Source organism: Alishewanella tabrizica (genome assembly GCF_014652375.1).
In the GTDB taxonomy this organism is placed as follows: domain Bacteria; phylum Pseudomonadota; class Gammaproteobacteria; order Enterobacterales; family Alteromonadaceae; genus Alishewanella; species Alishewanella tabrizica.
The window spans coordinates 1-20,351 of record NZ_BMYR01000020.1; the positions used below are offsets into that span (position 1 = coordinate 1).

Genomic DNA, 20,351 nt, shown 5'->3' on the forward strand with positions numbered 1-20,351 from the left:
ACTACGCGGAACTGTGCCGGTACCCCGTTCTCGGTCACTAAGGCTTGTAAAGTACGTGGGGTAGCAAAAGCTACGTTCCGCACAGTTGCACCTGCTGCGTCTAGCAAACTTAAAGTGATGTTGGCTACTACCCGATCATCACCTAACGAATCAAATATAAAAGGTAATGCCTGAACAGTTTCACCACTAACACTAACCACAGCATTTAATTGCCCAGCACCTTCAACAGCGGCTGCTAATAAGCTTATTTCAGCAACACCCTGTTCATTTGTTCTTGCAGTACCTGACTGTGGTGATAAAGAACCCACTACTGAGCTTAATGAGAAAGTCACTAGTTGATTTGCAACCGGAACACCGTTTCGTGTGAGCGTGGCAGAGGCTTTACCTGGTTGCGTTCTAGAAACACGCCGAATGTCAGCACCTGCTTGATTTTTAAGCCCTAGCGTTAGGGTAAATGCACTTAATACTTCATCACCCGCTGAAACAAAACCAATCGTTTGCGTTTTACCTTCGTAGCGAGCCTCTAATGTGCCTGCACCTTGGATAGTTCCTGCTGTAAGCTGAATAGCCGCTTCACCTTGTGCATTCGTTAAAGCAGTTCCAAATGCTGGCGATATCCTGCCAAGCGTTGTAGAAAAGGATACCACTTTATTTACAACTGGCTGACCTAGAGTATCTCGAACGGTCGCAGTTACAAAAACAGGTTGAGCTTGAGAAATCTGGTTAACTGTATTGCCAGCGCTATTACGCATGGATAGGTTAATAGAAAATGCGGTATTGTCACCTTGAACAGGCGTATCACCCGCCGTAGTAAAAACGTATGAATTAGAAGAGACAACTCTGTCTGCTGTTGCTGTATAACTGGCTTCTACTGTCCCAGCACCAGCTTCACTACCGGCTAACACATCTATTCGCGCTACACCACTTTCATCGGTCATTGCCGATCCATTTGATGGGCTTAATACACCCAAAGAGCCTAAATTAAACGTAACCAATTGAAATGGGGCAGGCTGCCCGTCAATAGTTAGGATAGCTTCTGCGATTGCCGGGGAAAAATAAGAAACTTGCCTAGTCTCTTCTCCATCATGTCTGACAAGTGAAACAGCTAAATTGGCAGTGATACCACCTTTAACCGTAGCATCAAAAACAAACGGCGTGGATGTTATAACTTGAGAGCTAGACACTTCAAAACTCGCTGAGACTTGTCCTGCGCCATCTCGCTCACCCGCTAATAGTGTAAGCTCTGCTACACCATTTTCATTTGTCCTAGCGGTACCTTCAACTGGAGAAAATGCTCCTACGTTCCCAGACAAATTAAATCTAACAAGCTGATTTGCAAATGGCTGGCCATTTTTTCTGAGTGTCGCACTAAGCCTTGCTGGAGCATCCGTGGAAACTGCACGAACGTCCTGTCCAGATGAATTTTTTAGCGCAATTGTTAATGTGTAAGTATCAACAACGCCAGTACCACCTCCATTGTTACCACCATTTTCTAATGTACCACCACCGCCGCAAGCTGATAATACAAAGATAACCAACACTACCCAAAGTTGTCGGATGCTTAGCATGAAACTCTCCCTAGCACGTCTTTTTATATAGTTTTGTTAATTCTGTATCTTAAACTATTAATTATCCAGCGGGCACCGCTAAATAAAAAAAAATTATCACTGCTCTGCCCTCAAAGCGCACAACCTGATACCCTTAGTGTTTTGCGACTTTTCTGAACACAATAACTATGACAACATCAACTAAAAAATTGAGTCTTACTTTACGTATTGTAATAGGGATGACCGCCGGTATTGCGGTGGGGTTTTTCTTTCAATGGCTTTTGGCTGGCGCAGATGAGCGTCACCTTGCCATTTTGGGCTTAGCCATTCCATTAAAAGCGTTTTTTGTCGATGGCATTTTTCATGTGGGTGGTGAAATATTTATTGCCAGCTTAAAAATGCTGGTTGTGCCCCTCGTATTTGTGTCTTTGGTCTGTGGTACTTGCTCATTATCCGATACCTCTAAACTAGGTCGGCTCGGTGGTAAATCTATTGGCCTCTATTTAATCACTACCGCCATAGCGATTAGTGTAGCCATTGCAGCGGCTTTATTTATAGGCCCAGGTAACGGTGTAGAAATGCGCAGCGATGCGACCTTTGACGTAAGCGCAGCCCCCACATTGGCTCAAGTATTTATTAATATATTCCCCAGTAATCCCATTCAATCGATGGCCTCAGGCAATATGCTGCAAATTATCGTGTTTGCGGTACTTTTTGGTTTGGCAGTCGCGTTATCAGGTAAAACCGGCGAGCGTGTAGCGGCATTATTTACCGATTTAAACGAAGTTATTATGAAGCTGGTAACGCTTTTGATGAACTTGGCGCCATATGGAGTATTTTTCTTAATGGCCAAGCTATTTACCACGCTGGGTTATGGCACCATTGCTAGCTTATTAAAATATTTCTTGGTTGTTTTAGCGGTATTACTGTTCCATGGCTTAGCAGTTTACCCATCTATTCTTAAGATACTAACTGGGCTTAATCCAATTATATTCTTACGTAAAATGCGTGATGCGGCGTTATTTGCGTTTAGCACCTCGAGCAGTAATGCCACCTTACCTGTCACCATGGAAACAGTGAATAAAAAACTTGGCGTGAATAATAGTATCAGCTCCTTTACTGTGCCCTTAGGCGCAACGATTAACATGGATGGCACAGCCATTATGCAAGGCGTCGCCACGGTATTTATTGCTCAAGTTTTTGGTGTTGATCTTACGCTGACCGACTTTTTGATGGTTATATTAACCGCCACGCTAGCGTCAATTGGTACCGCTGGGGTGCCGGGGGTAGGCCTGATTATGTTAGCCATGGTTTTACAGCAAGTGGGTTTGCCGGTTGAAGGAATTGCCTTAATAATTGGGGTAGATCGGTTACTTGATATGACTAGAACAGCAGTTAATATTACTGGCGATGCGATGGTATCCTGTGTGGTAGCGAAAAGCGAAGGTGAATTTAACGCCGATATTTATAACAATCCTCGGGCTGGTGAAAAAGAAGAGACTATAGACTTTCATCATTTAAAACAGTAGTTTAAATTTATAAAAACGGAGCTAAGCTCCGTTTTTTATTAAAACCAATGTCTGTTTTGCAACCGCTGCCAAAAAGTAGCTAATGCGCTCGCGCCTCCAGCACCAAGACGCTCAGTTAACCGTTTTTTCAGTTGAAAACGTACCTGCAATACCTTGCGATTGGCAAAAGCGCCATGCAAATAATCATCACTGGTTGTTAGCTCATCCACTAATTGCAACGTCAGTGCTTGATAACCAAACCAATGCTCACCGGTTGCGACTTGCGATAGATCGACTTGTGGGCGCTGCTTGGCGACAAACGCTTTGAATAAATGATGCGTCTCTTCCAATTCTTGTTGAAACTTATCACGACCTTTGTCGGTGTTCTCGCCAAAAAGAGTGACTGTTCGCTTATACTCACCTGCAGTAAACTGTTCAAAATCAATATCATGTTTTTTAAGTAGCTTATTGAAATTTGGCAGCTGGGCAATAACACCAATTGATCCCACAATAGCAAAAGGCGCTGCTAAAATTTTATTAGCAACACAGGCCATCATATAACCGCCACTGGCCGCAACTTTATCAACTGCAATGGTTAGCGGGATCTTATGTTGGGTGACGCGATTTAATTGTGACGCGGCCAAACCATAGCCATGCACCACCCCACCGCCACTTTCCAATCTCACTAACACTTCATCGTCGGGTGTGGCAATAGCCAAAATAGCCGATACTTCTTCACGTAATGCATCGGCCTCTTTGGCATCAATACCGCCCACAAAGTCGATAACAAATAATCGAGGTAACGAAACTGATGTGTCGCCAGCCGAGAGGTGTTTTTGCCATTTTTTATAGGCTTTTTTATCCAACACCTGTTGCTGCATAAGTGCTTGAACATCTTGATAGTGCTCACTTAAATTTGTGATCTCTAATTGCCCTTTGCGCTGACGTGTTTTTACACTGGCCGCCGCTACAATAACCACTATCGCGGCGAAAGCCAGCACTAAGGTTATCACTTGAACTAAAAACAGGCCATATTCATACATAAACTCCAAAATGGTTCTCCTTTGAAACGTGTTGTGAAAATACCCTAAAAAGCAACAGCCCGGCGCAGAAGCAACCGGGCTGTTGAGATTACGCGATCAGTATCTTAATTGCCCGCAATAACCGCCGGGTTTTGAATACCAATTTGTGTACCACGACTTAAGAAGAACGTGACACTTTGGAACTGCATCTCACCGGTTGCGGCTGGGCTTCGTGCTGGGTTTAAAATTGAACCATGCTCGCCTGCATTAAACCGTGTAATGGCATTACCTGTTAACACCACACCTGGTGCTTGCGCTGGGACGCTACCCGCGCCTAACAAGCGTGCCAAAGGCTCAGTACCCGCTAACGCCATTCTACCTTGTGCCAACGCATTTAAAGGATTAAAGAACCCGTTAGGGATAACTTGGTCAGGCAGATTATCCGCACCATCTCCCACCACTTCAATCATAAACGTGGGTGTTCTGGTTGCCACTAATTGTTGAGCATAGTTATTTGGATCACCACTATCAGTAACAGTTTGCGCAGCAAACGCGAATTGTGTCAGCGTAGCGTTAATACGGGCTTGCTGCGCCGTATTACCCGTTTGTGCCAAACTGGCTAAGTACTGATTAACTGTTGGCGCAGCACAAGCTGGCCACGTAGCGGCCGTTGCGGCCGTGGGAGTACCACAACTGGTATTGGTGGCAATGTAAGTAACAAATTGAGTGGTCAATTCACCACCAGCACCTAACATAATGCTGGCCTTGATTAATGGACCAAAGCTGGGTGAATCTAATAGGAAGTTAGCAACACCACCGCCTGGCATGGCTAATACACTGGTTTCTACCTTAAATGCGGCATCAAGCATCGCGTTGCCAGAAGAGGTATTGGCTAAAGCCACCATGCTTGCGCCCGTTATACCTCCTAACGAATGCCCTAAGAATTGCACTCGGCTTCTGTCAATGCTTACACCATTTATTGTGTTTAAGGCAAAACGTAGTGCCAACATGTCGGCAATACTCTGGCGTAAATTATCGCGAGTCACCAAAAGATTACCTAAATTCATGTAATCTGTAGCAGAATTGGTTGAGGCGTTAAAGGTTAAGGTGCCCGTTTCGGTTTCTTGGGTGAAACCACGGCTGCCGTGTAAAGGATGATCAATGGCAATCGTTGCAAAACCTTGTGACGCCAAGGCGCCAGTGATCGCTAACATATCTTCTTTACGCGAGGTAATACCGTGTTGCAAAATCACCACCGGCCAACCGGCTTCAGGCATTGGAATAGCGGGTGTATCCGGCACGGTCATTTGCACGCCAACCGTTTGGTAGCTCGTGATTCGCGGTATTGTATTAAATTTAGTTAAATGTCGCGCTGCATCCACACCTAGATCACGTAAAGCCCCGCCGCTAACCTGCTGACAAAAACCATCATTTTCAGATACCGGTGTTGCGGGCTTCATGCTGGCGGGCAAAGCAGCAATAATAGCACCACTGTCGCAACGTGCCGTCCAACGACTGTTAAGTGGCGCTGTGACATTTTCTGCTGTAGGCCGCGATAAGAAATAAGGGATCGTGAGCGAACCTTGGTATAAGCGAGTAATGGCAAAAGCCGGTTGTGAAGCAAAAGCAGGATTAAGCTGCGATACCATTAACCCAGTGTTTTGAACATTTAATGCTGAAGGCGCATACCCTGTAGGCGTAGGTGAGGCCATTAATTGTTTTAAATTAGCTAATACTGCGCCAGTAGATTGTGTGGTAATTGCCGCGCTGTAAATAATACTCTCTTTTGGCAAACTGCTATCACGATCAATAGTATTCTCGAAACTATTGATAACAGCCTGTAAGGAACGCTGCGCATCAGTAGCTAATGGCAAAGTGGCTAAATCTTGCTTCACTAACTCGTATGTGGTCGAAGGTTTTATGGCTGCTCCGGTACTATCTTTAAGGCCATTAGTTAACGCCAATAAATAGGTAGTCGCTGCCTCTAAAGGTTTTAACGGGATAACAGCAACGCTCGTGCCCGAACCTGCAGAGACGAAATCGACACCGTATTGCAGTTCAGATACGATTTTACACGCAATACCACGAGGAAGCGCACGGCAATCCGCGTCTGGCGAAGCCGGATCACCCATTACTGCTTTGAATAATCTCACCGAACCTGGGGCACGTGCAGAGTCCATGTTTAAACTTACGCCTGCAGGGAAACTTAAGGCGATGGCAAATGGGTTCTGCGTAGACCAACCATCTAACGCGCCAAGCGCTACTTGCGGATTGGTATAGTCAGGCGCCGCACCACTGTCGAGGGTTAAGGTGCCATCAGTGGAGCCCTGAAACAGTAAATCATTTGGAACGGATACCGCGCCAGCAGTGGGATCAAACACCACGCGTGCACTTGGTATGACGGTGCCGCCAGGTTGAGCGGCGTCTTGTTTTATATCGTCGAGTGACTCACCGCAGCCGGTTAACCCTAAGGCAACTGCAACAGCAAGACTTATTGCCAGCTTATTCATATTTTCTCCCCTGTCCATCACTGGTATTTTTTTATTGCAAAGCAAAACCTTACTTTGCTTATTGTTAAAAAGAGTGGCCGCCCTTAAGAACAGCTACGACCAGTTAAACTTAACTCAAAGTTTTAAAAATCGCTAGAGTTAAAACGCAGATATCGTGAAGAAAGGTGCAAAATAAGCCATTTCGGCGTATGCTGTCGCTGTTTTTTCTGACAGGATCACAGCTAATGCAAGCACAGCAACATTATTCTGCGCCAGCAGGCGCGCTTAAAGATAAAGTTATTTTAGTTACCGGCGCTGGTGATGGTATCGGTAAAGTTGCCGCACTAACCTATGCTGAATATGGTGCTACCGTTATTTTACTGGGTAAAACGACGCAAAAACTCACGACCGTTTACGATGAGATCGTTGCTGCAGGTTACCCTGAACCCGCTATTGTGCCTTTAGATTTAAAAGGTGCAACTAAGAAACACTATCAGGATATGACGGCAACCATTAAGGCGGAGTTTGGTCGTTTAGATGGGGTGTTACATAATGCTGGCATGCTTGGCGTGTTAACCCCGTTTGAGCATATCGATCTCCCCACCTGGCACGATATTATGCAAGTGAATGTAACGGGTGCCATGTTACTTACACAAGCCGTGTTGCCATTAATGAAGCAAACCGGTCATAGCTCAATTGTATTCACATCATCAGGCGTTGGGCGCAAAGGGCGGGCATTTTGGGGACCTTATGCCGTCTCAAAATTTGCGACCGAAGGATTAATGCAGATCATCGCAGATGAATATGACAACACCGGCGTACGCGTTAACTGTATTAATCCAGGGGCAACGCGCACCAGCATGCGCGCAAAAGCTTATCCTGGTGAAGATCCGCAAACACTGAAAACGCCTGCCGATTTAATGTGGCTTTATTTGTATTTAATGAGTGATGACAGTATCGGTGTTACCAAGCAATCTTTAGATGCCCAGATTAAATAATCGTTTTACGTTTATGTTATAAAAAACCCGGCACATCTGGCCGGGTTTAAACTTATAGACAACTTGGTTATTGGGAAGATTGCACTGTATTACGCTTTTACACAGGGCACGTAATTTTTAGACAAACGCTTAATCATATTTGTACGATTACCCCAATACAACCAGATTTACTTAGCGGGTTTCTAAAATTTCGCCGCCATTTACCGCTGCCCAAGCATTCCATAGCACCACTTTACTGTTGTAGTTTAGGGTTGCTTGCTCTGTTGCGTCAGCCAGCAAAGCATCAATGTCCTTGGCAAATTTCTTATCTACTTTATCAACAGACACAACCTCGATACCACGAGCTTGTAGTCCTTTTTTCATGGTATGCGTGCGCAACAACTGCAATTGGCCATCTTCAACATAAAAATACTGGCTTTCTTTGTTTAACGTCTTAAATTTAGGTTTTATAGGCCGCTTATCAGAGCTGACACTGATCTCCTCTTCTACAGCAAGAGTATCCTGTATTTGCTTGTAGCCTAACTGTTCTAAGGTAAATCCTTTTTCACGCGCAAACCGTTCAATTTCATTAATGGCTTCAATTTCACTTTGACGCTCAGCAAGCACCGATTGAAGAGTATCTAATACGTCATTTAACTTCGCTAATGTTAACTCTTTTGCCGCTTTCTTTAATTCACGCTTATCAAGTAACAGAGACATTCAGTAACTCCTATATAATTTACACACAACATAATAGCTAATTAAATAAAAAAATTAAAGCATATGAACTTAAACAATAATGGCTATATTTAACTAATATTCAGCATAGATTAATAATTAACTTTACGCTCAATACTATTTAAAAATATTACGCTATTTATTCATTTTTGGTCTTGCTAGAAATTTAGCAAATAGTAATGCTCGGTCTACAATTGGCTAGAATTCCCTCAGTTTTCAAAAAATTTTCTAAAAAATAGCGATTGCGTGATAACGTTTGCTGGTCAGCGTTGTGTATGATGAAAAATTCGTTATCGTGTCGGGTGTTTTGTATAAGCTGGATAATTTAATGCCAAATTTTAAAGATCTTTTTATCAATAATAAAAACTGGGCCGACCGGATTGAGCAGGAACAGCCAGGATTTTTTAAACAATTATCAGAACAACAAGCGCCAGAGTATTTATGGATAGGTTGCTCTGATAGCCGAGTACCCGCCAATGAAATTGTTGGCTTAATGCCAGGCGAGTTATTTGTACATAGAAATGTAGCGAATCTCGTGGTGCATTCTGATATGAATTGTTTGTCGGTATTACAGTACGCCATTGATATTTTGAAGGTGAAACATATTTTGGTTGTTGGCCATTATGGCTGTGGTGGGGTTCGTGCTGCCTTACTAAAGCAACGGGTTGGTTTTGTTGATAATTGGCTACGCAATGTTAAAGATGTTTATGCTATGCACCGCGACGAAATTGAAAGCTTAGAGGACGAAGATCAACGTGTTAATCGCTTAATAGAATTAAATGTGATGGAGCAAGTGCGTAATTTATGTCACACCAGTTTTGTACAAGAAGCGTGGGAACGTGGACAGCCGCTTGCCGTGCATGGTTGGGTCTACAGCTTGCGTAACGGTCGCGTCAAAGACTTACGGGTAAGTCACTCTTCGCTTAATCAAATAGATGATATTTATGCCATGGACCCGCATGAACTAGATGAAGGCATGCATTAATACGTTTTTATCAAAAAGTGGCCGTCGCAACTAATCGGCGACGCGCCCTATTTTTACACGATTACAAAATAACCGTTTTATTGCCATGTACAAATACACGATCTTCGGTAATAAATTGTAACGCGTCACTTAATGCCGCTTTTTCAACATCGCGCCCCGCCTTTTCCATATCCGCTGCGCTGTAGCTGTGATCTATCGCCGCCACTTTTTGTTGAATAATCGGCCCTTCATCCAATTGCTCATTCACAAAATGGGCAGTTGCGCCAATGATCTTAACGCCGCGTTCAAAGGCCTGCTGGTAGGGATTCGCACCAATAAACGCGGGCAAAAAACTATGATGAATATTAATAATTCGATTACGGTACGCAGCAACAAAGTCTGCCGTTAATATTCGCATAAACTTAGCTAAAATTACGTATTCCGGCTGATAGGGAGCAATCACACGCTGTAATGCCTGCTCGTGCTCTACTCGGCTTAGCCCTTGATGCGGTATAAAATGATACGGGATAGCAAAACGTTCCGCTAAGGCTGCTAGCGCCGGATAATTACCGACTATGGCAGCAATATCCAGTGTTAAGGAGCCATCATACACCTTCATTAAAATATCACCGAGACAGTGTGCTTCCTTAGTGACCAATATCACCACACGTTTCGCGTTACGATTTAATAAACTGCGTCGGCTGCCTTTAGGTAATGCGCGATCTAAATCATGTAAAAGCGTTTTATCGTTAAAAATACCTTCAAGCTCGGTTCGCATATAAAATTGACCGGTGCCTGGATCAACATATTCGGTATTTCGAATGATATTAAGTTGATGTTTGTAGCAAATATTGGTGATTTGCGCGATCAAGCCCTGTGAATCAGGGCATTCTGTTAATAAGATACGGTGTGCCATTAAACGCGTTCTCTAGTTTACACTTCGAAGTATTGTTACAACTTATCCATCTGGCGTCAAAAACATTTAGACGTCTATTTGAATTTAATACCTTAAACTTGAAGCTGTATACCTATGGGCGTGCTGCAGCCATCTTTACTTGTTGTTTACAGTGTTGCCTTGCATAATACCTGATTTATCCTTCGTGTAGCGGCTAAAACAAGGCAGATCGAAACATCACAATGAACCATTATCAATTTAATATTATTGGCTATGTCGCATCGCCTTATAAGCAAAAGTTTGCTATTCCGCGCCAACCTGGATTAATCCCAGAAGCGACGGGGCAGCTTGTATTAGAGCCCCCCTTTGCTGATGACAGTATCGTTCGTGGCATAGAAGCATTCAGTCATTTATGGGTAGTGTTTGTTTTTCATGAAACCGCTGATAAAGGATGGTCCCCCATGGTTAGGCCACCTCGCTTAGGTGGAAATACCCGTAAAGGCGTATTTGCTACCCGGGCGACATTCCGACCTAATCCAATTGGCTTATCTGTCGTAAAACTAGAGGGTGTCTCTCGCAAAAATGGCCGACTTATATTAGAGATCAGCGGTTTAGATTTGTTAGACGGTACACCTATTTTGGACATTAAACCGTATTTACCCTACTCTGATGCCTTACCCGCTGCCAGTGGAGGCTTTGCAGATGCCGCACCACATACAGCAATGACGGTATCAATGTCAGAGCCGGCTGCATTATTTTGCCAGCAACAAACGCGCTATCCGCAGCTGCGCATACTGATTGAAAAGGTGTTAAAACAGGATCCAAGGCCGCCTTATAAAAAGCAACGGGAGGGTGAGCAGCAATACGGCATGACCCTGTATAACTTTAATATTAAATGGATCGTTGACGGAGAACACAATCATGTTACTGAAATCATTCAGCTACCTTAGCTTACTGGCAACCAGTGCTGCCGTGATGGCCTTGCCGGATCTACCGGAGCCCGTCAGTAACAATGCGGTGGCCAGTACCAGTATTCGTGACAAAACCTATGTTATGTCTGCCACAGGGCTGGGGCCAGCAAAAAACAGTGGCGCTATTCATAATAAGGTTTGGCTACATACCTTGGGTGAGTTTGGCTGGACCAGCTTACCCGCCGTGCCTAGTCAACAGCGCTTGGCGGGCCGAATTGGTGCAAGCGCTGTGGCGCTTAATAATAACTTTTTTATTTTTGGCGGACGCTTTGTCAATAATGATGGCAGCGTACAAACGGCCACTGACAGCTACCGATTAGATCCGGTTACCCGTCGCTATACGCGCTTAAATGATATGCCCGTCCCCGTCGATCATGCCGCAGCCATTCCTTATCAAAATCGCTATATTTATTTAGTCAGCGGCTGGAGTGATCACGGTACGGTTAATTTAGTACAACTGTTTGATAATTTTACTCAACGCTGGTCGCAAGCTACCCCCTATCCTGGCAACCCCGTGTTTGGTTTAGCCGGCGCTATTGCCGCTAATCATCTTGTGGTGTGTGATGGCGTCACAGTCGACTATCCCAAAGATCAAGCGCGCGAATTAAATCGTATCGCGGCCTGTTGGGCAGGTAAGTTAGGAAGCCAACCGAACAGCATTGCTTGGCAACCCATTTCGCATCCCACTGGCGAAGCGCGCTATCGGATGGCAGCAACCACCGTTACTGTTAATGGTGAAGAAATGGTTGCTTTTATTGGCGGTAGCCATACTCCTTATGCTCTAGACGGTAAAGGGTATGCTGGGCAAACGGCAGAGCCGCTTGCCGAAGTGTGGTTATATGCGCCATTACAACAACGTTGGTTAAAAGCTGCCGACACCGAGGCCGTTATGGATGTGCGGGGCGTGGTGGAAGTTAACGGGCATTTTTACAGCTTAGGAGGCATGTTAAAACAGCAAGAAGTGACAAATAAGCCAATAAAACACCAGATTAACCTTCTGCCGGAGTAATTAGGTTGTTAGAATACGGGCAATTTTTCAGCCCATTTTGCAGAGAACAGCATGCGCACCAGTCAGTACTTACTATCAACGATGAAAGAAACCCCGGCCGATGCCGAAGTGATCAGCCATAAATTAATGTTACGTGCCGGCATGATCCGCCGCCTGTCGTCGGGGTTGTATACGTATTTGCCAACTGGGGTGCGCGTACTGCGTAAGGTGGAGCAGATTGTTCGCGAAGAAATGAATAAAGCTGGCGCCATAGAGGTATTAATGCCCATGGTGCAACCGGCAGAATTATGGCAAGAATCCGGACGCTGGGAGCAAATGGATGCAGAGTTGTTACGTTTTGTTGATCGCCATAAACGTGACTTTGTATTAGGCCCCACGCACGAAGAAGTCATCACCGATTTAGTACGCCGAGAAATCACCAGTTATAAACAACTGCCCTTGAATTTATATCAAATTCAAACCAAATTCCGTGACGAACGCCGCCCACGTTTTGGCGTAATGCGTGCCCGTGAATTCTTAATGAAAGATGCCTATTCCTTTCATTTGAGCCAAGCTTCGTTACAACAAACTTATGATGCAATGTATCGTGCTTATTGCAATATTTTTAATCGTTTAGGGTTAGATTATCGTCCTGTTCTCGCCGATACAGGTGCTATTGGTGGCAGTGTTTCGCATGAATTCCATGTTTTGGCATCCTCTGGTGAAGATGCAATAGCCTTTTCCGATACCAGTGATTATGCCGCGAATATTGAAATGGCCGAAGCCCTTGCGCCAGCAGGCTCTCGCCCCGCGGCCACTCTGCCTGTAACAGAAATCGCCACGCCAAATGTCGGTTCTGTTGCTGATGTCGCAGCGTTTTTAAATATCCCAGAAACCCAAATTGCTAAAACACTTTTTGTGCTTGCAGCACAAGAAGACGGCAAACCTACGTCATTGGTTGCTTTAGTGTTGCGTGGCGATCACGAATTAAACGAAATAAAAGCAGAAAAACTACCTGAAGTGGCTAGCCCACTGCAATTTGCCAGTGATGAACAATTGCGGATGCTGTTGGGCGCAGGCGCAGGATCGGTAGGCCCTCTGGGCATCACTATTCCCGTTATTGTTGATCGAAGCGCTGCGCATCTTGCAGACTTTGTTGTAGGTGCAAATAAAGATGGTTATCACGTAACGGGCGTCAACTGGGATCGGGATATCAGTTCCTATCGTGTTGCTGATCTGCGAAATATTGTCGAAGGCGATCCGAGTCCCTGCGGCTTTGGTAAGCTCGTCATTAAACGCGGTATTGAAGTGGGACATATTTTTCAGTTAGGTGAAAAATACTCACAAGCGTTAAAAGCGGGCGTGTTAAACGAAGAAGGCAAGCATCAGATCATGACCATGGGCTGTTACGGCGTAGGCGTATCGCGTATTGTCGCCGCAGCCATTGAACAAAACCATGATGAATACGGCATTATTTGGCCAGATGCAATAGCGCCATTTCAAGTCACGCTGATCCCAATGAATATGCAAAAATCCGTTCGTGTTGCAGAAGCGACAGAGCTGCTATATCAACAATTAACGGCTGCGGGTGTTGACGTTTTATTAGATGATCGAAAAGAGCGTCCGGGCGTGATGTTTGCAGATATGGAGTTAATTGGCATCCCGCATAGCATTGTAATTGGTGAGCGTAATCTAGATAACCGTGAAGTGGAGTACAAAAACCGCCGTACTGGAGAGAAACAATTGCTAACATTGGACAGCGTTGTGGCAACGGTAAAAGGGTTTTTAGCTTAACTGAGTAAAACGAAGCGGATTGTAGCCACATCAGACTCACTGTATGAAGGCAGCTAAGGCTGCCTTTTTTACGCGTTTTACTCTTTCTATAACAGCGATTTTTGCTGTACCCGATGATTCCACCTACATTAATATTGTATAGCGTCAGTTATTTTTGTTAACGCTTAGAGGGATTTTAATATAACGCTGGCCATTCGCCTCAGCGTGTGGCAATTGCCCACCCCGAATATTAACTTGCACCGCAGGATAAATCAGTCGCGGTACCGCCAAGGTTTTATCACGCGCTTCACGTTTTTCTACAAATTCAGCCTCGCAAGTCTTGGCATTAACATGAATATTGCTGTGTTTTTGCTCCAGCACTGTGGTTTTATATTTCAGCTCGCGCCCATTGGGCTGATAATCATGACACATATAAATTGCGGTATCGTCAGGCAATTGATAAATACGTTGGATGGAGCGAAATAAAATATGCGCATCGCCACCTGGAAAATCACAGCGAGCCGTCCCCGCGTCTGGCATAAATAGGCTATCGCCCACAAATAAATGCCCAGCGATATAGTAACTTACACTATCATTCGTATGTCCGGGCGTATTTATTACCGTGGCCGACACGGAACCAATCGTAAAATGTTCATTATCACTGAACAGCTTATCAAAGTAGTCACCGTTAGCCTGTAACTCGCTATCTGCAATATTAAATATTGCTTTAAACGTTCGCTGTACTTTGCGGATCCCTTCGCCAATGGCGAGAGTTGCTCCTGTTTTTTGCTTTAAATAATAGGCCGCAGAGAGATGATCAGCATGCGCATGCGTTTCGAGGATCCACTGTAATTGCCAGCCGTGTTCCTCTAAAAAGCGCAGCAGTTTATCCGCGCCTTCCGTGCTCACCTGCCCAGCTGCAGCGACATAATTGAGCACAGGATCAATTATAGCGGCCTGTTTGGTTAAGGGATCCGCCACAACATAGCTAAAGGTTGCGCTGTCAGCATCAAAAAACATCTCAATGTGCAAAGCGTGCTGCGACATACTTACCCCCAAAATTAGATAATACTAAATTTAAGTTGCAGCTTAGCGAAAAGCCGCCTAGAATGCAAATACGTTATAAGCTTATTCTATAAAATTATATAGAGGTCATCATGATTGCGCTTTTAGGTGCATTGATTATCGGCTTAAGCTTAGGGCTATTTGGCTCTGGCGGCTCTATTCTCACCGTTCCGGTATTACTGTATTTATTAAAGATGCCCGCAGACATGGCTATCGCCTCATCACTTTTGATTGTGGCCGGTATCAGCTTGCTAGGATCGGTACAAAACGCCTGGCAGCGCCGAATTAGTTGGCGTCATGTCCTGTGGTTTGGTGTACCTGGTATGTTAGGTACGTATGGCGGTGCCTGGTTAGGTACCTTGGTAGATAGCCGCTGGCAATTACTCTGCTTTGCTATTTTAATGGTAGTGGCTGCTGTATTAATGTGGCGTAATCGTCAAACTAATACCGCAAATCAATATCCTTTTAATCATACTAAAGTGATTGTAGACGGTTTACTGGTGGGCGCGATTACCGGTTTTGTGGGGGTTGGCGGCGGTTTTCTCATTGTGCCGGCACTGGTATTAATGGGGGGATTGCCAATGAACAAAGCAATTGCCACCAGCCTGAGCATTATCGCGCTAAAATCGTTTGCAGGCTTCACCAAGTATTATTTAACCTTCAGTGCCGCAGGGCTCAACTTTGCTTGGCAAATTATTGCCATCATGATCATAGCCGGTTTATTAGGCACCTTTGTGGGTAATTGGCTAGGACAGAAACTACCTAAACAATTGTTACAAAAAGGATTCTCTGTTTTTTTGATCATCATGGCTGTTGTTGTCTTTACCCAATCCGTTCTTTAATTTTTGTTTAGGAGAATTTGTATGAAAACTGCCCAGCAACTCGTGACAGAAGCTAAAGCCGTTATAAACGAGATCAGTATTACACAATTAGTTGAGTATATGGCGCAGCACCCTGAGCCACGGCTTATTGATGTTCGTGAGCCCGCTGAGTTTGCCGTAAACCATATACAAGGCGCTATTAATTATCCCCGCGGCGTACTTGAAATGCAGTTAGCGACCCACCCAGCGGTGGCCGCTAGTGGTTGTGAGGCTGAGGTTGCATTGAGTCAATTAGCACAAGCTCCGCTGTATTTGATTTGTCGCTCGGGTGCGCGTTCTGCGCTTGCCGCAGAATCATTACAACGCATGGGCTTTACGCAAGTCTATTCGGTTGCAGGTGGCATGCAAGCATGGCTTGATGCGCAATTACCAAGTATTCAGTAAGGAAACACTATGGAAAATTTTACGCCTTTTTCTGCGTTGTTTGGCGGTGCGTTAATTGGTTTAGGCGCATTGATATTAATGCTGGGGCTGGGCCGAATTGCCGGGATCTCGGGGATAGTGAGCCAAGCATTATTTAATCGCAACGATCGGCCTTGGCGGCTCGCTTTTTTACTTGGGCTAATTGCTGGCCCCATTACCTTATCGCTGTTCGTTACTGATTTAGATTACAGCACCCCCGAGCTGACGAGCACGACACTACTTGCCGGTTTATTGGTGGGCTTGGGCACGGCTTGGGGCAGTGGTTGTACTTCCGGTCATGGTATTTGTGGTATTGGGCGTTTTTCAGTACGTTCGATTGTGGCCACGCTAGTCTTTATGTGCGCAGGCATCGTTATTGCCACGCTATTTCATTAAGGAGCCTTTATGTCTCTATTTATCGCGTTTATCTCAGGTATTTTGTTAGCCATTGGTATAACGGTTTCTGGCATGATCGATCCGGCTAAAGTACTCAGTTTTTTGGATCTCTCTGGTAATTGGGATCCTAGCTTGGCATTAGTGATGGTGGGTGCACTATCTGTATATGTTAGCGGTTTTGCAATAATAAAGCGTAACAAAGCCCCGCTCTTTGCGTCAGATTTTCACGTGCCCGCCACAAAAAAAATAGATCGCCCTTTGCTAATAGGTGCACTTATTTTCGGTATTGGGTGGGGGTTAATCGGTTACTGTCCTGGCCCCGCCATAGCCGCACTGTCAACGGGTAGCATTGGCACAATAGGCTTTGTAGCAACCATGATTATAGGTTGGTTTATTGCGCGAAAAGTACCTTTAGCCTAAAAGCATTGTATTTCTTTAAGAAATTTTATAAAAAACGCTAAAAAATTACGGTGGATCAATGCGGCCACAGTTTTCGATGCCATACTAGATGTCACCACACCATGGACATCTTTTTATCGGCAAGAGGGTTTTATGCGATTCAGTTACGCTGCCGCGAGTCTGTTGCTCGCCTTTATACCCGTTGTAGCATTCAGTGCAACAGACACACAATTTTATGGCCAAGCACATTTATCTATTGATCAATTAGATAACGGAAACGAAAGTGGCTTAAATGTATCCAGTAACTCAAGCCGTGTGGGAGTGAAAATCACACATCGGCTTGATGATACGCTAAGTGTAATCGCGCAAATTGAAGCCTTAGTACGCATTGAAGAAGGTGATACGAGCAGCGACTACTTTGATGCTAGAGACACCTTTGTCGGTTTACAAGGCCACTTTGGCATGGCGCGTGTTGGCTATTTTGATACCCCGATGAAAAAAGTACGCTCGCGGACCGATTTTTTTGGTGACAAAGTGGGTGACGCCCGCAATATCGTTTCTGGGGGTGGCGTTAATTTAGATAAACGTTTTAGAAACGGCGTACATTATCAAACACCCGCATTTAATAATCTTCAGGCAGAGCTGCATTACTCAAGTAACGATTCAACCGGCAGCACCGTTGAAAATGAAGACGATGCTCTCAGCAGCGCCATTTCATATAACGCCAATGGCCTGTTAATCATGCTGGCTTACGAACGACAAAATCAATTACCTAATGCCCAAGGCAATGCCGTTGCTGCTAGAAGCGGTATTCGCATGGGCAGCCGCTACACGCTAAACGACCACTGGCAACTTGCCGCCTTTATACAGCAAACCAACAATTTCACGGGCGGTGATCGAACTGCCTGGGGTGCTGGCGCCAGTTATAAACTGCAAGACTATCAAATTACAGCACAATATTATCGGGCTAATAAAGCCGACGCGGCCGCGTCGGATGCTACTATGTGGGCATTGGGGATTGCTCGTGATTATAGTAAATCACTGAATTTTTATGCCGCTATCGCCTTTACAAATAATGCAGATGCGGCCAATTTTAATGTGTCTGCGGCAGGCCATGGTAAACGTTTGTCAATTGAACGCGGCGCCGATCCTGCTGCATTCTCAGTAGGCACAATTTTTAAATTCTGAGCCTTACCTTAACGCCCTCTATCACAATATAGGGGGGGTGTTTGATTATCGGATCAATAATTATTGGCGAACGCATAAAACTCAGTTAATGTTGCCTTGGTGATAATTACGGTCTTCATACTATTACGGTCTTAATAGCAAGAGGTCTTTGTTGTAATGGAAATATTCACGACCCTATACCGCGTTATCGAGCAAACGTTTTTTAATACCCTCAACCGAAAAATTGCAGGTAATATGCTTTTTGTCGGCGTGTTTTTTGCGCTCGCGCTCTATCTAGCTTATCCCGTAGAGGGATCGCGTTCGCTCTGGTGGTTACTGTTAATTATGGGAACTGCTGCCTTTATCTTTACAGGGCTGTATTTACGTCACCTTATCGTCCGTCCAGTACGAGCACTGGTAGCTACCTTACATGAAAGCAATCGCTCTGGGGCAGATTTAACCCAGCGCTTACCCGCCTTTACCTTTGACGAATTTCGTACCCTATCAGAGGAATTTAATCATTTTGTTGCGCAATTAAGTGATGTCCTTGGCAATGTGCACCAACAGGCCAGCAAAACGCATGAAATTAATGAACAGGTGTCTGGTGCAGTTAAAAGTACACGAATTAATTTACGCGATACCGAACAATGCAACACACGTATCCGGCAAGACAGCCACGACGTTGTCGAATTTTTGGCTGATATCATTCAGCATAGTGATAAAATGGGCACTGTTACGCATGTTGCTGTGGACAAAGCAAAAATTGCCAGTGAGCAAATGCAACAATTAACAACGCAATTAATTGCTATAGCAACCCTATTGGATTCTTTTGGTTCAACCATTAACGGCTTACAAAAAAATGCCGAAAATGTGCGTCAGATCTTAGTCATGGTTGAAAGCTTTTCTGATCAAACAAATTTATTAGCCTTAAATGCAGCTATTGAAGCAGCGCGAGCCGGTGATGCTGGAAGAGGCTTTGCGGTTGTAGCCGATGAAGTACGTACGCTAGCAGCCAAAGTCAATGAAGCAACCAAACAAATATCAGGCTTTTTAAATGATATGGAACGCTTAGTTAACGAAACTAAAAAAGAATCCGACAGTTTAACGGGACAAGCACAACACGCTAGAACTCAAGTTAACCAAACTACAGATGAATTTTTGCAATTACAGCAAGCGCTTTTAACCGCACGAGGTGACGTAAAAAATATCAACACCAGCGTGTCCAAACTTGAGCATAAATATCAGGATACTCAGATAAATCTAACAGCAATAGAGCAGATGACTAACCAAGCTTATCAGCAAATGGCCGCCATTGATGAGGCAGCACGCAGCTTGCTTGCTGGCACGGCCGCCACCCAAACACAATTACAACGTTTTGCCAAACAATCGTCTTCTGGATAGGATCTGTATCTGCTTGCACTTATCGTTGCTGGTCGTTGCTGGTCGTTGCTGGGTATTGTACATAACGTGCTATGAATCAATAACCCCCTTACATCGACAACTTTCGCACTAATCTTGTCACCGATTAAACAGTACCTTTTACAGAAAGCTGCTAATGTTAATACCACAAAGCAATCATCTTAACAGAGTGAATTATGATTAGGTTTACCACACCAAATGGTCGTGCATTAAGTTATTTACCTTCACATGGCCACTTAATGCTAGAACTCATGGGCTGTATAGCGTCTAGCGCACCAGAATCGGGGATCCAATCGCTAAGTAAAGTGACAGGCGTTATCCCAGTCGACGCATTGGCTGCAGCCCATTCTGCTTTAACAGCAAAAAGTCTGGACTTAGATACTAAACTCGCATTGGAAAAAGAACAAAAAAAACTCGCTGCCAGCGCTGCTGCATTAATACACGAAACGCAAGGCGATAATGAAGAGCAGGCAGAGGAAGAAAGCCCACGCATTTCAAGCCGTGCCTATCCATTATTAATGTTGTTAGCGGCGGCCCTAACAGAAGAACAACCTGTAGTGTGGGAAATTCAATAACGCTGATTTAACAGAAAGCAACCCGGCTGAATTACCGCTCATGCCAAAAACAAAAAACCAGCACTTGGCTGGCTCAAAGTGGCTACGCTGTCGGGACTAGAACCCGCGACCTGCATGGTTTTGGGCGTGATAGGCCGGCTGAGTTCTTAATAGAGAGTAACCGACTGAACTAGCG

Annotated in this window: 18 protein-coding genes and 1 pseudogene; 13 read left to right on the forward strand and 6 right to left on the reverse strand. The window is 44.7% G+C overall.

Features of this window, described 5'->3' with window-relative positions; genetic code table 11:
• Positions 1-1,541 (reverse strand): annotated as a pseudogene (locus IE070_RS16020) (hypothetical protein); the annotation flags it as partial.
• A gap of 194 nt (positions 1,542-1,735) precedes the next feature.
• Here IE070_RS16020 and IE070_RS16025 point away from each other — a divergent pair.
• Positions 1,736-3,076 (forward strand): dicarboxylate/amino acid:cation symporter, encoded by a 1,341-nt coding sequence (locus IE070_RS16025; protein WP_189484193.1) that lies wholly within the window; start codon positions 1,736-1,738, stop codon positions 3,074-3,076.
• A gap of 38 nt (positions 3,077-3,114) precedes the next feature.
• Here the strand turns inward: IE070_RS16025 and sohB are convergent, their stop codons facing one another.
• Together sohB and IE070_RS16035 are read right to left on the reverse strand one after the other, a co-directional pair.
• The gene (gene sohB / locus IE070_RS16030) at positions 3,115-4,107 is read right to left on the reverse strand and encodes a protease SohB (RefSeq protein WP_189484194.1); all 993 of its coding nucleotides are present in this window, start codon (positions 4,105-4,107) and stop codon (positions 3,115-3,117) included.
• A 95-nt stretch (positions 4,108-4,202) separates the two neighbouring features.
• On the reverse strand, positions 4,203-6,587 hold the full coding sequence (locus tag IE070_RS16035) for a VolA/Pla-1 family phospholipase (protein WP_189484195.1): 2,385 nt from the start codon (positions 6,585-6,587) through the stop codon (positions 4,203-4,205).
• A 224-nt stretch (positions 6,588-6,811) separates the two neighbouring features.
• On the opposite strand from IE070_RS16035, the gene IE070_RS16040 reads away from it, so the two are divergent.
• Positions 6,812-7,564, forward strand: a complete 753-nt coding sequence (locus IE070_RS16040) for a YciK family oxidoreductase (protein WP_189484196.1) — start codon at positions 6,812-6,814, stop codon at positions 7,562-7,564.
• A 171-nt stretch (positions 7,565-7,735) separates the two neighbouring features.
• Here the strand turns inward: IE070_RS16040 and IE070_RS16045 are convergent, their stop codons facing one another.
• On the reverse strand, positions 7,736-8,263 hold the full coding sequence (locus IE070_RS16045) for an H-NS family histone-like protein (protein ID WP_189484197.1): 528 nt from the start codon (positions 8,261-8,263) through the stop codon (positions 7,736-7,738).
• Positions 8,264-8,609: 346 nt separating this feature from the next.
• Here IE070_RS16045 and can point away from each other — a divergent pair, with 346 nt between their 5' ends.
• Positions 8,610-9,266, forward strand: a complete 657-nt coding sequence (can, locus tag IE070_RS16050; protein ID WP_189484198.1) for a carbonate dehydratase — start codon at positions 8,610-8,612, stop codon at positions 9,264-9,266.
• Between the two features lie 61 nt (positions 9,267-9,327).
• Here can and purU read toward each other — a convergent pair whose 3' ends face one another.
• Positions 9,328-10,161 carry a formyltetrahydrofolate deformylase gene (gene purU, locus IE070_RS16055; RefSeq protein WP_189484199.1) on the reverse strand — a complete coding sequence of 278 codons (834 nt, stop codon included), beginning with the start codon at positions 10,159-10,161 and terminating at the stop codon, positions 9,328-9,330.
• 221 nt (positions 10,162-10,382) lie between these two features.
• Here purU and tsaA point away from each other — a divergent pair, with 221 nt between their 5' ends.
• The 3 genes from tsaA to IE070_RS16070 are packed head-to-tail and all read left to right on the forward strand — an operon-like array spanning position 10,383 to position 13,893.
• Positions 10,383-11,090, forward strand: a complete 708-nt coding sequence (gene tsaA, locus IE070_RS16060) for a tRNA (N6-threonylcarbamoyladenosine(37)-N6)-methyltransferase TrmO (protein WP_189484200.1) — start codon at positions 10,383-10,385, stop codon at positions 11,088-11,090.
• Positions 11,062-12,120, forward strand: a complete 1,059-nt coding sequence (locus IE070_RS16065) for a Kelch repeat-containing protein (RefSeq protein ID WP_189484201.1) — start codon at positions 11,062-11,064, stop codon at positions 12,118-12,120. Before tsaA ends, IE070_RS16065 begins: the two co-directional genes overlap by 29 nt.
• 51 nt (positions 12,121-12,171) lie before the next feature.
• Positions 12,172-13,893 carry a proline--tRNA ligase gene (locus IE070_RS16070; protein WP_189484202.1) on the forward strand — a complete coding sequence of 574 codons (1,722 nt, stop codon included), beginning with the start codon at positions 12,172-12,174 and terminating at the stop codon, positions 13,891-13,893.
• Positions 13,894-14,037: 144 nt separating this feature from the next.
• Here the strand turns inward: IE070_RS16070 and IE070_RS16075 are convergent, their stop codons facing one another.
• Positions 14,038-14,919, reverse strand: coding sequence for an MBL fold metallo-hydrolase (locus IE070_RS16075; protein ID WP_189484203.1), 882 nt, complete (start codon positions 14,917-14,919; stop codon positions 14,038-14,040).
• A gap of 110 nt (positions 14,920-15,029) precedes the next feature.
• On the opposite strand from IE070_RS16075, the gene IE070_RS16080 reads away from it, so the two are divergent.
• From IE070_RS16080 to IE070_RS16110, 7 genes are all read left to right on the forward strand, one after another.
• Positions 15,030-15,779 carry a sulfite exporter TauE/SafE family protein gene (locus IE070_RS16080; protein WP_189484204.1) on the forward strand — a complete coding sequence of 250 codons (750 nt, stop codon included), beginning with the start codon at positions 15,030-15,032 and terminating at the stop codon, positions 15,777-15,779.
• A gap of 21 nt (positions 15,780-15,800) precedes the next feature.
• Complete coding sequence (locus IE070_RS16085) at positions 15,801-16,202, forward strand: rhodanese-like domain-containing protein (RefSeq protein WP_189484205.1); 402 nt, start codon at positions 15,801-15,803, stop codon at positions 16,200-16,202.
• 9 nt (positions 16,203-16,211) lie between these two features.
• A complete protein-coding gene (locus IE070_RS16090; protein WP_189484206.1) occupies positions 16,212-16,616 on the forward strand; it encodes a YeeE/YedE family protein in 405 nt (134 codons plus the stop codon).
• Between the two features lie 9 nt (positions 16,617-16,625).
• On the forward strand, positions 16,626-17,036 hold the full coding sequence (locus IE070_RS16095; protein ID WP_189484207.1) for a DUF6691 family protein: 411 nt from the start codon (positions 16,626-16,628) through the stop codon (positions 17,034-17,036).
• Positions 17,037-17,168: 132 nt separating this feature from the next.
• Positions 17,169-18,203 carry a porin gene (locus tag IE070_RS16100; protein WP_189484208.1) on the forward strand — a complete coding sequence of 345 codons (1,035 nt, stop codon included), beginning with the start codon at positions 17,169-17,171 and terminating at the stop codon, positions 18,201-18,203.
• 156 nt (positions 18,204-18,359) lie between these two features.
• Positions 18,360-19,583, forward strand: coding sequence for a methyl-accepting chemotaxis protein (locus IE070_RS16105; RefSeq protein WP_189484209.1), 1,224 nt, complete (start codon positions 18,360-18,362; stop codon positions 19,581-19,583).
• Between the two features lie 194 nt (positions 19,584-19,777).
• Complete coding sequence (locus IE070_RS16110) at positions 19,778-20,176, forward strand: DUF1840 family protein (protein ID WP_189484210.1); 399 nt, start codon at positions 19,778-19,780, stop codon at positions 20,174-20,176.
• Positions 20,177-20,351 lie beyond the last annotated feature (175 nt).